The organism is Salinicola socius (genome assembly GCF_001937195.1).
GTDB classification, from domain to species: domain Bacteria; phylum Pseudomonadota; class Gammaproteobacteria; order Pseudomonadales; family Halomonadaceae; genus Salinicola; species Salinicola socius.
Genome location: NZ_MSDO01000003.1, coordinates 110700 through 123365, shown reverse-complemented (window position 1 = coordinate 123365; position 12666 = coordinate 110700). Strand labels below are relative to the sequence as shown.

Here is a 12666-nt window from a genome sequence, read left to right as displayed (position 1 = left end):
CATCAATCTAGTCGATTTTCCTCTACGGCGCGTTGAGATCGACCGCCAGACGAGAGATCGTGCTTTGCGCTTTGATCTGGCCGCGCTCGAGCAGAAAGGCTTCGAATTCGCGGTAGCGTTTGGAATCCAGTGCCGCGGGACGCAGGGCGAAGCGCGGCAGGGTAGCCTTCCACGCTGCGGCGTTCAGGGGCGTATCCAGCGAGGGGTCGTAGGCGATGAAACTCTGCCACGCGTCGTCCGGGTGGTTGATGATCCAGGACGTTGCTTCACCAATGGCATCCATGAAGCGCCGGTCGGCGTCGCGGTGCTCATCGAGCGTCTCGCGATTGGCGACAAAGATCAGTTCGTCGTAGCTGGGAACGCCCTGTTCCTCGATATAGAACGCCTTGCCCTCGACGCCTTCCTGCTTCATCTGCGCTGGCTCGAAGTTACGAAACGCGCCGGTCACGCCGTCGACTTTTTCGCTGATCAGAGCCGGTGTCAGCGAAAAGTTGACGTTGACCATCTCGACATCGTCCAGGCTCAGGCCGTTATGCTCGAGCATGGCCGACAGCAGCACTTCCTCGACGCCACCGACCGAATACCCGATTTTCTTGCCCTTGAGCTGGGAGATATCCTCGATGCCGCTGTCCGCTCGTACCAGCAGGGCGTTCAAGGGCGTCGCGATCAGCGTGCCCACACGCACGATGGGCAGACCCTGATCGACCTGCAGGTGCAACTGGGGTTGATAGCTGACCGCCAGGTCGATTCGGCCGGCGGCGACAAGCTTGGGCGGAACGCTGGGGTCTGCCGGCGCCTGAATGTCGACATCCAGACCGCGCTTCTCGAAAAGCCCGCGCTGCTTGGCGATGATGATCGGGGCGTGAACCGGATTGACGTACCAGTCGAGCATGACGCTCAGCGGAATCATCTGCGGCGCCAGATCGTCGTCGGCTTCCTGCGCCAGGGCCGGCATCGCCAGAGTCAGGGCAAGCAGTGCCAGACTCATCGCCAGACCGCGGCGCCAAGATGTTGAACGTTGGGTTGTCATCGGGAGTTCCCCTGTTGTTTCGATGAAATCATCAAGCCTGCATGGATGAGGCGGTAGCTTGCGAAAAGAGCGGTCGTGGAATGCTTCAGGGTTCGGATTCCACACGGTCATGGTGCCAGGGCATTGCCAGTCTCAGCGCGGCATCGACGCCGAAGTAGAGCAGTACGGCAAACGCCACCAGCACGACGAGGGCGGCAAACATCAGGTCGATCTGCAATCGGGCATTGGCATTGAGCATCAGATAGCCCAGGCCCTGGCTGGAGCCAACCCATTCGCCGATGACCGCGCCGATCGGTGCCGCGCTCGCTGCCATGCGAAGGCCGGAAGCGAGCGACGGCAGCGCGGCCGGCAGCTGGACTTTCAACAGCCGCTGGCGCCGGGTCAATCCGAATGTCTGGGCCAGGTCCAGCCAGCCCTGCGGTGTCTGTCGCAGGCCGTCATAGCCGGTGGAGGCGACCGGAAAATAGATGATGACCATGGCCATCAGAATCTTGGGGCCCAGCCCGTAACCGAGCCACAGCATCAGAATCGGTGCCAGCGCGAACAGCGGAATGGCCTGGCTGATCAGCAGTAGCGGCAGCAGCGTGCGCCGCAATGCCCGGAATCGAGCCAGTGCCAGTGCTGTCGTCAGCCCCAGCAGGATACCGCCGATCAGTCCGGCGACGATCTCGATGGCGGTGATCCCGGCATGATGGGCAAGGAGACCACGCTGGTCGATCAGGGCGCGTCCAACGGCCATGGGCGAAGGCAGAATGTAGCGTGGTACGCCGGTCAGGGTCAGCACCAGCTGCCAAATGGCGACGATCGTGACCAGCGCCAGCAAGGGCCGAACCAAGCGTTTCAGCAGTGCGCGTTCAGGCATCGTCCGTCTCTCGCAACTGGGTCACCAGTTCGGCCTGACGACGCTGTAGCTCGCTGTCGTCGAGCGAGCGCGGCCGGTCGCCCGGGGGAACCGAAATCGATACCAGGCGTGCGGGTTCTCCCTGCAGGATCAGGATTCTATCGGCCAGGCGCAGCGCCTCGAGCGGATCATGTGTCACCATGAGCACGGTGCGGTCGGCCAGAAGCCGGCTAGCCAGATCGTGAAGTTCGAGCCGGGTGATGGCATCGACGGCGGAGAAGGGCTCGTCCATCAGAACCACGCTGGCGTCCGCGAACAGGGTGCGGGCGAGAGCAATACGCTGGCGCTGGCCGCCGGAGAGCTCGTCAGGCCATCGATCGGCCTTGTCGGCAAGACCGACCTGGGCCAGCAGATGCTCGGCGCGCCGTCGATCAGCCGCAGTGGGTCGTCCTTGCCAGTGGGCGCTGAGCATGACGTTACCCGCCACTCTTTGCCAGGGTACGAGCAGGTCCTGCTGGGCCATCCAGGCAACACGGCCTGCCAACGGGATGCCGTCACTGGTCTGGAGATCGAGATGGTGGTTGTCAGGCAGTCTCAGGCTGGCGATCATGCGCAGCAGAGAACTTTTGCCACTGCCGCTGCGACCGAGCAGGCAAGTCCAGCTGCCCGCGTCGAATCGCGCCTGAAGCGCTTGAAACAGCGGGCGATCGCCGAAAGTCAGCGAAGCGTGGCGGAGGACGAGTCCGGGCGGTGACATGACAACTCCCATCAGGGGGAAACGGGCGAAGTCATGCGAGAACAGCTGGCATTTCCTCCGCCGGTACTAGCCGGTTCAGGTTCCAGGGTTGTGCATGAACGCACTCTCAGCCCGTCGCGCGGGCACCCCTATCCAGTGCCCGGGATTGTACGCCGCCCGACGCCGCCTGCCCACCGGCGATAGTCGAACCGACGCAAGGATGAAGTCCATTGACGACCCGAGATCGCCCGATCCGAGCGGATGCCGAACTGACTCGACGGGTATCGGTGTTGACCGGCAAATCGCTGACGCCGCTTGCGCTGCGTTGGCCGGACAGCGCCAACTGGCTGTGGCGAAGCGAGGAGCTCTCCCCGCAGCTGCTCAAACTGGCCCGAAGGTCGCCGGCGACCGACGGGTTCTGGTGGGGGATTCAGCAGCTGTTCGGCCTCGATCGCTGGCAGGCGGCCGAAGCGCTGACCCAAGTGCCGGGACTGCTCCCACCGCGCCTGCCGATGGCGCCATTGCCGATGACGTTTCTTGGCCGATTACAGGGCATCCCGCTCTGGAGCCTGCCTTGGCGTCATGCCGTTTCCCCTCCGATGAGCGTGGCGTTGGCAACCCGGCTCGGCGAGCAGCTCGCGATCCTCCATCGGGAAGCCCTGCCGGGCTTCGGCCATCCCAGCGCCGACGTCTGGCCGCTATCGAGCTGGCCCCAACGTGCTCGCGCGTTCGTCGAAGGGCATCCCGGTCGTCGCTGGATTCCGGAAATGCCGAGCTGGCCGCAGCCCTCGAAAAGCGTCTGGTCGCTGCCGGATCTTCGCAGCGATCAGTTTCTGGAAGGCGCGACGGACTGGCTATGGAGTGACTGGGAAGCGTTGGTGTGGGCGCCACTGGAGCTCGACCTGTGCCTGCTCGAGTTGCTTCTGGAAAACGCCTCTCAGCGCGATGCCTTCGTCGCGGCCTATGGCCGTCTCCAGACGCTGCCGGATCTCGCGCGCTTTCGCCCCGGGATGCGAGCGCTGGCGCTATTGTTGTCCCTGCACGGGGAGAACGCCAAGGATCGGACAATCGATCACCCGCATTGGCTAAAAGATTAAATTTCCTGCTATTTTTCGCCGCGCATGGCAACGTCTGCATGGCATACTGGGTCATCTCAACTCATAACCGATGGCTGAGACTTGGACTCGATCAATAGCCTGTTTCTCGTGTGTGGGGCGCTGATAGCCCTCAGTATTCTGGCCAGCCGGGTGTCGTCCCGGATCGGCGTACCGCTGCTCGTTCTCTTCCTGGGCCTGGGCATGCTCGCGGGTGAGGAGGGCGTGCTGGGACTACAGTTCGACGACTACTCCCAGGCGTTCCTGATCGGCCATCTGGCGCTGGCGATGATCCTGCTCGATGGTGGCCTGCGCACGCGTTTGCGAACCTTTCGGGTGGGCCTCAAACCGGCGCTGTCGCTGGCGACCATCGGAGTGTTTCTAACCAGCGGCATCGTCGGCCTGCTGGCCATGTGGCTGCTCGATCTGACGCCGGTCGAAGGTCTGCTGGTCGGGGCGATCGTCGGATCGACCGACGCGGCAGCGGTGTTTTCGATGCTCAAGGGGCAGGGCGTCAATCTCAACGAGCGAGTGGGGGCCACGCTCGAAATCGAATCCGGCACCAACGACCCGATGGCGATCTTTCTCACCATCACGCTTGCCGACCTGCTCACCGGGGCGGTCGGTGGCGTCTGGGAAACGTTGATGCGCTTCGTCCTGCAGTTCGGGCTGGGGCTCGCAGTCGGCTTGGGTGGCGGCTGGGTATCGGCAAAACTGCTGCGCTATCTGGATCTGGCCCCCGGGCTCTATTCCCTGCTGGCGCTGGCGCTGGGATTCTGCATTTTCGGCGCGACCAGCGCCGCCGGTGGCAGCGGGTTTCTGGCGATCTACCTCACTGGGCTGATGATCGGCAATCAGCCCGGACGTCATCTCACCCACATCCTGCCTGTCCATGACGGGCTGGCCTGGTTGAGTCAGATCGGGTTGTTCCTGGTCCTGGGGTTGCTGGTCACGCCCTCCGAGATGATCGATTATGCGGTGCCGAGTGCCATTCTGGCCGTGGCCCTGATCGTCGTGGCGCGCCCGGTCGCGGTGATGGCCTCGCTGGTACCTTTCTTCAGTTTCCGATGGCGGGAGATCTGCTTTATCTCGTGGGTAGGGTTGCGCGGAGCGGTCCCCATCGTGCTGGCGATTTTCCCGGTCATCAGTGGCGTCGAAAACGCCTCTCTCTATTTCAACGTGGCATTTTTCGTCGTGCTGATCTCGCTTCTGCTACAGGGGTCGACGCTGGCGAGAGTCGCCCGCTGGATGCGTGTGGTGCTGCCGGAAACCACGACGCCCGATCGCCGGGGACAGCTGGGCGTGCTGCCGGAAAACGATTACGAGATGTTCGTCTACAAGGTCGAGAATGAATCTCTCGACGACGTGCCGATTCGCCTGCTTCGACTGCCATCGGGCACGCTGATCTCGGCGATCTTTCGCCAGCACGCGATGTTGCACCCCAAGGGGAGCACTCGCCTGCGCCTGCGCGACGTGATCTGCCTGATCGGGCGAACAGGGGATTTGCCGTCCCTCAATCGATTGTTCAACGGCGAGGCGAAACTGAAACGAGAGCGTGCCTTCTTCGGCACGTTCACTCTCGATGGCGAGGCCCTGATGCAAGAGGTGGCCAACGCCTACGGTCTGACCCTGAGCCCTGGCGAGCAGGAAATGACATTGGGAGAATTCGTGGCACTACGCGTCGGCGGCCATCCCGTTGTCGGGGATGACGTCGACTGGCACGGTTTTCACTGGGTCGTCAGCGAAATGGAAGGGAATCGCGTGACCCGAGTGGGGCTGCGTCTCTACCACTGAAATAGTCAGTGAAGCCAGTGATGGGCTGTATGGCTGGCAATGGATTGTCGCTATTCGACCTCGGCCTCGTCGGTCGGCTTGTCCAGGCGCTTGCCGGTCTCGCGAGAGGTCATGCTGTTCATGCTGTCGGCGCGTTGCTGAGCCTGAGTCGCGTCTTCGAAATGCCCCAGGCTGCCCCCGGTGTCTCCATCATAAACTTCATAGCAAACCTGTTCAGGGTTGCCGGGTTTATGAGTCTTTCTGATCTCGACGAACGGTTCTGCCATGATGGAATCCTCCAGTAAAGACATCGATCTTCAGGTTAGTTGGGCTTTCGCTGTCGTGCAGCGGGTCTTCAGGCTGGTGCGCAGGCGCGACGATGCCATGAGTGATCAGTCCGGATCCAGATCCCACTGCAAGCCGAATTGAAGACCATTGATCGCATCGTCGAGAAACCCGTCGTTACGATCGTTGCGGCTATCATCCGCCTGCTGCATGGCGGTCTGCTTCTGCGGATCGGGCCAGCCCAGACGTGCCATGCACAGCTGATACTCCGGCTCGCCGGCGATCTGGTGCGACTGCCGCTCGCAAGTATTGCTATCCCGCAGAAAGTTCGTGGCAGTCAGCCGCGGTGTCGCCGACACACAGCCAGCCAATAGAAGAAAAGAGATGAAAAGGATTAACGCGCGGCGCATTGGCAACATCACTGGAGACTCGTTGCAGGGTAGCACCGTTCAGTCCTGCATCCTCACCGTCGATCAAAAAAAGCGAACATCGACCGTATCCGGTCGACGCCAAAGCCTTACATTGCCGCTCTTACTTCGTCTGGATCACGAGGCGAGACCCGACGTCGGCGAGCACCAGTTGAGCAGGATGTCGTGGCGGGTGATATGAATCACGCGGACTCCCTCGCTGTCATCGAACTGCTCGACGAGGTTTTCCCAGACACTGACGGGTTCGAGCTCTCGTCGGCTGATCGTCACCTGATGACGATGATTGGCCTGCGCCTTCGCGATTAGTTTTTCCACTCGGCGTGTGAGTCGGGCTTCGGGCGTAGGGAAAGGAATGACCATCGAACACTCCGCGATAACTGTTTATTCATACAGTATCGATCATGACAGAGACGAAAACAATCACGACGACGAAAATGAAAGAGGGCACGGCGGCGCGTTTCGCCAGACCCACTTGCCCGGATGACAGCGACCGGTACCGACCAGAACAATCCTGGGCCATGTCTGAAAAGTACTGTGCTTGCCCATACGGCCTTAAAAATCGGCTGGTGCGCCAGCCCGGTCCGTCTTCGCCGATTTCTGCCTTAGCTACGTGTCCCGGTCTTGCCTTCGCTCGTCGACTTTTCAGACAAAGCCTAGTGGGGATGACTCTCCATATAAGACTGAATGGCGGATATCGTGGTCTGCATGTCGTTGCAGAAAGACTGGGACGGCTTGAAATCGGCACCGCTGGCCAGTTTCTTCATCTCCCCGTCATGATCGGAGACCTGACCGTTTTCACGCAACCCCCTCGCCATGCTCGTCAGTGCCTGCTGGGTCTGCTGCGGGTCGTCGCTGCTGGAGATGTAGGAATCGATCTGCTGCGTTTGCTTGCTGACCTGCTTCATCAGGCTGTCCGAAGAGCACTCGAAATCGTCTGCGGCCGCGTGGGTTGAAGCGACGAGGATGCCAAGAACTCCGCCGGCAAATATTTTTGTCATGTAATTCAATGTGGTATCCAGTATCAAGACATGTACCACACACTATGGCACTTCTGACGTGAGCTCTCTAGCATCGTGATCAAAGGATGGCTTTGAAAGATGGCGGCCCCGATTTCAGTGCAGACCTGAGTTCGTTGCCATCAATCAGTCGATAATCTGAGAATGTGCCGAGACCGGCGGGCAAGAAACTGACAATCCGAAACGAAAAAAGGCCAGCTAAGTAGCTGACCTTTTTCGAAAAAGTGGCGGAGGGACAGGGATTCGAACCCTGGGTAGGCTATTAACCTACGCCGGTTTTCAAGACCGGTGCATTCAACCGCTCTGCCATCCCTCCGGCTTACGGCGTGGAATACTACCAGCTCGTCTGTGGACGTCAATAGGTTCTTTAGCTTTCAACAAGTTATTTCGCTTTGGATCGGTCGTATAACGCTTGTCAGGGGAACTTTGCAAGGGCATTCTGGTCTACGGGTGAGTTTCAATAGAACTGAGGGGGCTACAATGGAATACCGGACTTCGCACGACGTCACAGATCGTCGATCAAGCGCGGTCAGCACCAACAAGGTGTTGCGTAACACCTATATGTTGCTGGCCATGACGCTGCTTTTCTCGGCCGTGACTGCCGGCGCCGCTGTGGCGATGGGCGTCACGCAGCTCAATATCTTCGTATTCTTCATTGGCGCCTACGGCCTGATGTTTCTGGTTCACAAGACTGCCAACTCCGGCGCAGGCATTGCAGCGATCTTTGCCTTCACCGGTTTCATGGGGTTCACGCTGGGGCCGATCATCGACCTCTACCTGTCGATTCCCAATGGCGCGCAGCTGGTGATGACCGCGCTGGGCATGACTGCGGCGACGTTCCTGGGGCTGTCTGCCGTTGCGCTGATCACGCGCAAGGACTTCAGCTTCCTGGGTAACTTCATGATGGCAGGTGCCATCGTGCTGGTGCTGGCCATGGTTGCGGCGATGGTCTTCAACATCCCGGGGCTGGCTCTGGCAGTGTCTGCCGGTTTCGTGCTGTTCTCGTCAGCGGCCATTCTGTACCAGACCAGCGAGATCGTGAATCGTGCGGGTGAGACGAACTATATCCTCGCGACCGTTACGCTCTACGTCTCGATCTACAATCTGTTCATCAGCCTGCTGTCGATCCTGGGCGTCATGTCTCGCGACTAAGCGCAGAAAGCGGTATCGGCTGTCTCGAGGCCCCACTACGGTGGGGCCTTGTCGTTTGGTACCATGGGCCTTTCCAAATTCGGTTTGGTCGATCGGAAGGAGCTGTCGCCAGAGTCATGCTCAATTACGCGTTGTTGGTACACGCTGCGCCCTACAGCCATCAGGCGGCACTGTCGGCTCTGCGCTTCGCGGAAACCGTCGTGGCGGGCGGCCATCGGTTGAAGACGGTCTTTTTCTATCACGACGGGGTTCATAACGCTTCGGCGTTGATGGCTCCGCCGCAGGACGAAGTGCATCTGGCCGATGGCTGGAAGCGACTTCATGATGAGCACGGCGCCGAGCTTCTGGTTTGCGTGGCAGCGGGCTTGCGCCGCGGGTTGCTGGATGCCGGCGAAGCCAATCGCCACGGATCGGCTTCACACAGCGTCGAGCCGCCATTCGAACTGACCGGCGTTGGGCAACTTGTCGACGCCATGCTCACCAACGACCGACTGATCACGTTTGCGCCATGACGACGCATCCCTCATTCGACATCGAACCTCAGGATCTGCTGGTCGTGCTGCGCCATCCCCCCCATGGCACTCAATGGCTACGCGAGGGTCTCGACGTGGCGCTGGTCGCAGCGGCGTTCGGCCAGCGCGTCGGCTTGCTGTTTCAGGGCGACGGTATCTTCGCGCTGCTGAAGGACCAGCAGGCAGGGGCCCTGGGGCAGAAAGGCACCCATTCGCAGATAGCGATGCTGGAAATGTACGATATCGAAGCGTTATGGGTCAGCGAAGCCGCGCTCGCGGAACGGGGACTTGCGAGAGAAGACCTGATGTTGCCGACGACGTCCTTGAATGCCGAAGCGGTGGCAAAACTGCTTCGATGCCATCCCCACACCCTGATTTTCTAGCCTCGGGACGACGCCAATGCTGCTGCATCTGCTTAACCGGTCCCCGCAATCGCCCTCGGTCTATCGGGACCTGGGCGAAGCTTTCGGTGCGGGCGATCATCTGCTGTTGATCGAGGACGCTTGCTACGCGGCGTTACCACCGTCCAGCGCGGTGCTCGAACCCTTCGCCGGACGGGTATCCGTACTGCGGGAAGATCTGATTTCGAGAGGGTTGGCCGAACGGGTCAGCCCAGACATCGCCGTCGTCGACATGAACGGATTTCTGGCACTGACGGAAACCCACGAACGCTGCGTGAGTTGGTTCTGATGGTTACGACAACGGCAAGAACATTGATGGTCGAGGGACGGCCTATCGGGCTGGACCCGGAGGGCTATCTGGTATCGCTCGACGACTGGTCGGAGCGTGTCGCCGAGGCGTTGGCGGCGGATGACGATCGGGAGCTGACTCCCGCCCATTGGGAGGTGATCGAGGTGCTGCGGGATTTCTACCGGCGCTATGAAGCGGCGCCAGCCATGCGTCCTCTGGTCAAGGCGGTCAAGCAGTCGCTGGGCGAGGAGAAGGGCAGTTCGATCTACCTGATGCAGCTTTTCCCCGAGAGCCCGGCCAAGGTCGGTGCACGCCTGGCCGGCTTGCCCAAGCCGACCAACTGCCTCTAGTGCTCGATCAACCGAGAGTTCCATCATGAACTTTCTTGCCCATGCCTGGCTCTCGCGTCACGGTAGTGACGACTTCCTCTATGGCAACCTGATCGCCGATGGTGTCAAAGGATCGCGTCTCGAATCCTGGCCGACGGCGATCGCCTCGGGCATTCGCCATCATCGTCAGGTCGATGCCGCGATCGATCGCCATGCCGAAGTATTGCGCCTGCTGCAGATGGCGCCGAGCGCGCAGCGTCGTTTCACGGGAATCGCGCTGGATCTGGTCTGGGATCATTTTCTGGCAAGCCGCAGCCCCGATGTAGCGCTGGTCGAGCGTTGCTATCAGGTGTTGGGCGAGCGGCAGGCACCGGAGCGCCTGGCAGGAATGGTGCCGGCAATGATCGACGGCGACTGGCTACAGCGGTATGCGGACTTCGACTTTACCTGTCGTGCCATCGCCGGCATCGGTCAGCGCCTGCGCGGGCCCAACCAACTCGCCGCACTGACGCCCTGGTTGCGCGACGAATACGATAATCTCGAAGCCGCCTTCTTTTCGCTATGGCCCGATATGCAGCATCGCTTCAGCGAATGAATCGATGCTGCACAGTCCGGCAGAGCCGAGAACGCCAGCCCGGTACCGGGCTCATTGACCCTGCAGCCACAGACAATCGACGCGATCGCCGGGGCGAACATGGCTTCCGGCCGGGATCACGGCAAACGCATTGGTCGCGGCGCAGGAGGTCAACACCGCCGAACTCTGCTCGGGGTAGACGCTTGCCACGACGCGCTCTCCCTGAAACTCGAGATGGGCGCGCATGTAGTGGCGCCGCCCCTGAGTGCGAGTCTCGAATTGTGCCTAGGCTTTGACCACCGGGAGCGACTCCCTGTCGCGGCAACCCTGCAGTCGCCCCAACAGCGGCCGCAGATAGAGCCAGGCGCCGACGTAACTCGACACCGGATTGCCGGGCAGGCCCACCAGTCGGGCCTTGTCGATCGTTCCCAGTGCCAGCGGTTTCCCCGGCTGCATCGCCAGGCGCCACAGCGAGAGTTCGCCAAGCTGCTCGAGCGCCGGTTTGACGTGATCTTCCTCGCCGACACTGACACCGCCCGTGGTGACGATGACATCGGCCCGGGCCGCGGCTTCCCGCAGGCGCTCCCGCGTGGTGTCGAAATCATCGGCCACCTTGATCTGACTGACCAGATCTCCGCCGAAGCGTCGGATCAGCGTCGCCAGCATCGGGCCGTTGCTGTTGTAGATCTGTCCTCGGCACAGGGGCTGACCGGGTTCGACGATCTCATCGCCGGTGAGCAGCAGCGCCACTCTGGGCCGTTTGACCACCTCGACCGTCGAAAAACCCTGCCCGGCCAGCAAGCCCAGCGCCGCGGCGCCAAGGCGCGTGCCAACGGCGAGCAGTGGTTGCCCCGTGGTGACGTCCAGCCCCCGACGACGCACGTTCTGGCCGACTTGCATGGTCGGAACGATGGCACTGTCACCATCCAGCTCGACGTTCTCCTGAATCGCCACGCAATCCGCGCCGGGCGGTATTTCGCTGCCGGTGAAAATTCGGGCGCACGTGCCGGGGGCAAGCGGCTGCGGGGGCTGACCGGCGGGGATGCGCTGGGAAATCGGCAGGCGCTTGCCGCTATCTGCGCTGGCAAGGGCGTACCCATCCATGGCGCTGTTGTCGGCCGGCGGCACGTCGATGGCAGCCAGCACGTCGGTCGCGAGGATTCGGTCGTCGGCGTCGAGACAGGCAATGCGCTCGCTGTCGAGACGGTCGACGCCGTGGAGGAGCGCTTCCAGAGCACGCTCGACGCTCTGAAGTTCACTCGTTGGTCGTGCGGCGCTGGACTGGCCCGCAGGAGATGGCTCAACCATGAATGTGCGTGCCTCGCTCGGGAATCACCAGATTGGCGAAGTTGCACGGCCGATGGCGGCTGTCCAGCTGCTCCTCGAGTATGCGCTTCCAGCCTGTACGGCAGGCGCCGGTCGAACCCGGCAGACAGAAGACGACGGTGGCGTTGGCCAGCCCACCGAGGCAGCGGCTCTGGACGGTAGAACTGCCGATCTCCTCGAACGAGAGCTGGCGAAAGAGTTCGCCGAAGCCCTCGATGCGCTTGTCGAGCAGCGGTCCGATCGCTTCCGGCGTAGCGTCGCGCCCGGTGAAGCCGGTACCGCCGGTCGTCAGCACGACCTGTACGTCGGCATCGGCGATCCACCCTGCGACGACGGCGCGAATCCGATAGATATCGTCCGGCACGATACGCTTCTCGGCGAGGCGATGCCCGGCCGACTCGAGGCCGTCGATGAGTGCCTGCCCTGAGCGGTCGCTGCTCTCGTCCCGGGTGTCCGAGATCGTCAGCACGGCGATCGACAGCGGGATCATGGCCGTTTCGTTCATGACGCCCCCTCTGAGTCGTTGGCTTCACGCTTGCGTGCCTGGCGCGCTTCCAGCGCGGCGAGCTGTTCATTGCTCGCCGGCGCCTGATAGTGGGTTTTCCACTCGGCGTAGGGCATTCCGTAGACGTACTCGCGAGCCGTTTCATAATCCAGCTCGGTGCCGCGGGTCTCGGCCGCGCTGACCAGCCACTTGGACAGGCAGTTGCGACAGAAGTCCGCCAGAATCATCAGGTCGATGTTCTGGACGTCCTTGTTGTCGTCGAGATGGCGAAGCAGGCGCCGGAACGCGGCCGCTTCGAGCTCGGTGCGGGTCTCTGGATCGAGATGATTCATGAAGGACTCCCGTCGTTGCGGATGATTGGCATCAGAAGGAATA

General features: G+C 61.6%; 19 protein-coding genes, 1 tRNA gene and 1 riboswitch. Of the genes, 8 read left to right on the top strand and 12 right to left on the bottom strand.

The annotated features are described in order from the left end of the window. Window positions 1-22 precede the first annotated feature (22 nt). From BTW07_RS03505 to BTW07_RS03495, 3 genes are all read right to left on the bottom strand, one after another. Entirely contained in the window at window positions 23-1030 is a 1008-nt protein-coding gene (locus BTW07_RS03505; RefSeq protein WP_244158302.1) for an ABC transporter substrate-binding protein, read from the bottom strand. Window positions 1031-1115: 85 nt separating this feature from the next. After that, complete coding sequence (locus BTW07_RS03500) at window positions 1116-1892, bottom strand: ABC transporter permease (RefSeq protein ID WP_075568772.1); 777 nt, start codon at window positions 1890-1892, stop codon at window positions 1116-1118. Next, complete coding sequence (locus BTW07_RS03495; RefSeq protein WP_075568893.1) at window positions 1885-2628, bottom strand: ABC transporter ATP-binding protein; 744 nt, start codon at window positions 2626-2628, stop codon at window positions 1885-1887. The genes BTW07_RS03500 and BTW07_RS03495 overlap by 8 nt, the downstream gene beginning before the upstream one ends. Before the next feature lie 35 nt (window positions 2629-2663). Beyond that, window positions 2664-2768: riboswitch (TPP riboswitch) on the bottom strand. Window positions 2769-2837: 69 nt separating this feature from the next. Between BTW07_RS03495 and BTW07_RS03490 the strand changes: the two genes are divergently transcribed. Next, a complete protein-coding gene (locus BTW07_RS03490) occupies window positions 2838-3704 on the top strand; it encodes a hypothetical protein (protein ID WP_075568771.1) in 867 nt (288 codons plus the stop codon). A gap of 81 nt (window positions 3705-3785) precedes the next feature. Continuing rightward, entirely contained in the window at window positions 3786-5495 is a 1710-nt protein-coding gene (locus BTW07_RS03485; RefSeq protein WP_075568770.1) for a potassium/proton antiporter, read from the top strand. 50 nt (window positions 5496-5545) lie between these two features. Here the strand turns inward: BTW07_RS03485 and BTW07_RS03480 are convergent, their stop codons facing one another. The 5 genes from BTW07_RS03480 to BTW07_RS03460 all read right to left on the bottom strand — a co-directional run bounded on the left by BTW07_RS03480 (window position 5546) and on the right by BTW07_RS03460 (window position 7519). After that, window positions 5546-5761 (bottom strand): hypothetical protein, encoded by a 216-nt coding sequence (locus BTW07_RS03480; protein WP_075568769.1) that lies wholly within the window; start codon window positions 5759-5761, stop codon window positions 5546-5548. Window positions 5762-5866: 105 nt separating this feature from the next. Further along, a complete protein-coding gene (locus tag BTW07_RS03475) occupies window positions 5867-6118 on the bottom strand; it encodes a hypothetical protein (RefSeq protein WP_157958553.1) in 252 nt (83 codons plus the stop codon). A gap of 186 nt (window positions 6119-6304) precedes the next feature. Further along, entirely contained in the window at window positions 6305-6547 is a 243-nt protein-coding gene (locus BTW07_RS03470) for a DUF1654 domain-containing protein (RefSeq protein ID WP_075568767.1), read from the bottom strand. A 293-nt stretch (window positions 6548-6840) separates the two neighbouring features. Further along, window positions 6841-7092, bottom strand: coding sequence for a hypothetical protein (locus BTW07_RS03465; RefSeq protein WP_144076799.1), 252 nt, complete (start codon window positions 7090-7092; stop codon window positions 6841-6843). Window positions 7093-7428: 336 nt separating this feature from the next. Next, a tRNA-Ser gene (locus BTW07_RS03460) sits at window positions 7429-7519 on the bottom strand. A gap of 164 nt (window positions 7520-7683) precedes the next feature. Here BTW07_RS03460 and BTW07_RS03455 point away from each other — a divergent pair. From BTW07_RS03455 to BTW07_RS03430, 6 genes are all read left to right on the top strand, one after another. Then, window positions 7684-8355, top strand: a complete 672-nt coding sequence (locus BTW07_RS03455) for a Bax inhibitor-1/YccA family protein (protein ID WP_075568765.1) — start codon at window positions 7684-7686, stop codon at window positions 8353-8355. A 116-nt stretch (window positions 8356-8471) separates the two neighbouring features. Then, window positions 8472-8867, top strand: coding sequence for a sulfurtransferase complex subunit TusD (tusD, locus tag BTW07_RS03450; protein ID WP_075568764.1), 396 nt, complete (start codon window positions 8472-8474; stop codon window positions 8865-8867). Further along, window positions 8864-9250, top strand: coding sequence for a sulfurtransferase complex subunit TusC (tusC, locus tag BTW07_RS03445; protein ID WP_075568763.1), 387 nt, complete (start codon window positions 8864-8866; stop codon window positions 9248-9250). The genes tusD and tusC overlap by 4 nt, the downstream gene beginning before the upstream one ends. A 16-nt stretch (window positions 9251-9266) precedes the next feature. Further along, window positions 9267-9557 (top strand): sulfurtransferase complex subunit TusB, encoded by a 291-nt coding sequence (tusB, locus tag BTW07_RS03440; RefSeq protein ID WP_075568762.1) that lies wholly within the window; start codon window positions 9267-9269, stop codon window positions 9555-9557. Continuing rightward, on the top strand, window positions 9557-9907 hold the full coding sequence (locus BTW07_RS03435) for a TusE/DsrC/DsvC family sulfur relay protein (protein ID WP_075568761.1): 351 nt from the start codon (window positions 9557-9559) through the stop codon (window positions 9905-9907). The genes tusB and BTW07_RS03435 overlap by 1 nt, the downstream gene beginning before the upstream one ends. A gap of 25 nt (window positions 9908-9932) precedes the next feature. Then, window positions 9933-10481: an acyl carrier protein phosphodiesterase gene (locus BTW07_RS03430; protein ID WP_075568760.1), complete on the top strand. Its 549-nt coding sequence runs from the start codon at window positions 9933-9935 to the stop codon at window positions 10479-10481. A gap of 51 nt (window positions 10482-10532) precedes the next feature. Here the strand turns inward: BTW07_RS03430 and BTW07_RS20300 are convergent, their stop codons facing one another. Genes BTW07_RS20300 through BTW07_RS03415 form a run of 4 tightly spaced genes read right to left on the bottom strand, consistent with a single transcriptional unit; the run spans window position 10533 to window position 12623 of the window. Beyond that, window positions 10533-10706, bottom strand: a complete 174-nt coding sequence (locus BTW07_RS20300; RefSeq protein ID WP_341864691.1) for a hypothetical protein — start codon at window positions 10704-10706, stop codon at window positions 10533-10535. Window positions 10707-10745: 39 nt separating this feature from the next. Further along, window positions 10746-11768: a molybdopterin molybdotransferase MoeA gene (locus BTW07_RS03425; RefSeq protein ID WP_341864690.1), complete on the bottom strand. Its 1023-nt coding sequence runs from the start codon at window positions 11766-11768 to the stop codon at window positions 10746-10748. Then, window positions 11761-12291: a molybdenum cofactor biosynthesis protein B gene (gene moaB, locus BTW07_RS03420; RefSeq protein WP_075568759.1), complete on the bottom strand. Its 531-nt coding sequence runs from the start codon at window positions 12289-12291 to the stop codon at window positions 11761-11763. The genes BTW07_RS03425 and moaB overlap by 8 nt, the downstream gene beginning before the upstream one ends. Next, entirely contained in the window at window positions 12288-12623 is a 336-nt protein-coding gene (locus BTW07_RS03415; RefSeq protein WP_075568758.1) for a DUF1244 domain-containing protein, read from the bottom strand. The genes moaB and BTW07_RS03415 overlap by 4 nt, the downstream gene beginning before the upstream one ends. Between the last annotated feature and the right edge of the window lie 43 nt (window positions 12624-12666).

Bases quoted from the DNA above. Each gene is read 5' to 3' on its own strand.
- BTW07_RS03470 (WP_075568767.1), bottom strand. From the start codon at position 6,547: ATGGTCATTCCTTTCCCTACGCCCGAAGCCCGACTCACACGCCGAGTG.
- BTW07_RS20300 (WP_341864691.1), bottom strand. From the start codon at position 10,706: ATGCGCGCCCATCTCGAGTTTCAGGGAGAGCGCGTCGTGGCAAGCGTC.
- tusB (WP_075568762.1), top strand. From the start codon at position 9,267: ATGCTGCTGCATCTGCTTAACCGGTCCCCGCAATCGCCCTCGGTCTAT.
- moaB (WP_075568759.1), bottom strand. From the start codon at position 12,291: ATGAACGAAACGGCCATGATCCCGCTGTCGATCGCCGTGCTGACGATC.
- BTW07_RS03465 (WP_144076799.1), bottom strand. From the start codon at position 7,092: ATGAAGCAGGTCAGCAAGCAAACGCAGCAGATCGATTCCTACATCTCC.
- BTW07_RS03425 (WP_341864690.1), bottom strand. From the start codon at position 11,768: ATGGTTGAGCCATCTCCTGCGGGCCAGTCCAGCGCCGCACGACCAACG.
- BTW07_RS03495 (WP_075568893.1), bottom strand. From the start codon at position 2,628: ATGTCACCGCCCGGACTCGTCCTCCGCCACGCTTCGCTGACTTTCGGC.
- tusD (WP_075568764.1), top strand. From the start codon at position 8,472: ATGCTCAATTACGCGTTGTTGGTACACGCTGCGCCCTACAGCCATCAG.
- BTW07_RS03455 (WP_075568765.1), top strand. From the start codon at position 7,684: ATGGAATACCGGACTTCGCACGACGTCACAGATCGTCGATCAAGCGCG.
- BTW07_RS03505 (WP_244158302.1), bottom strand. From the start codon at position 1,030: ATGACAACCCAACGTTCAACATCTTGGCGCCGCGGTCTGGCGATGAGT.
- BTW07_RS03435 (WP_075568761.1), top strand. From the start codon at position 9,557: ATGGTTACGACAACGGCAAGAACATTGATGGTCGAGGGACGGCCTATC.
- BTW07_RS03480 (WP_075568769.1), bottom strand. From the start codon at position 5,761: ATGGCAGAACCGTTCGTCGAGATCAGAAAGACTCATAAACCCGGCAAC.
- tusC (WP_075568763.1), top strand. From the start codon at position 8,864: ATGACGACGCATCCCTCATTCGACATCGAACCTCAGGATCTGCTGGTC.
- BTW07_RS03430 (WP_075568760.1), top strand. From the start codon at position 9,933: ATGAACTTTCTTGCCCATGCCTGGCTCTCGCGTCACGGTAGTGACGAC.
- BTW07_RS03415 (WP_075568758.1), bottom strand. From the start codon at position 12,623: ATGAATCATCTCGATCCAGAGACCCGCACCGAGCTCGAAGCGGCCGCG.
- BTW07_RS03500 (WP_075568772.1), bottom strand. From the start codon at position 1,892: ATGCCTGAACGCGCACTGCTGAAACGCTTGGTTCGGCCCTTGCTGGCG.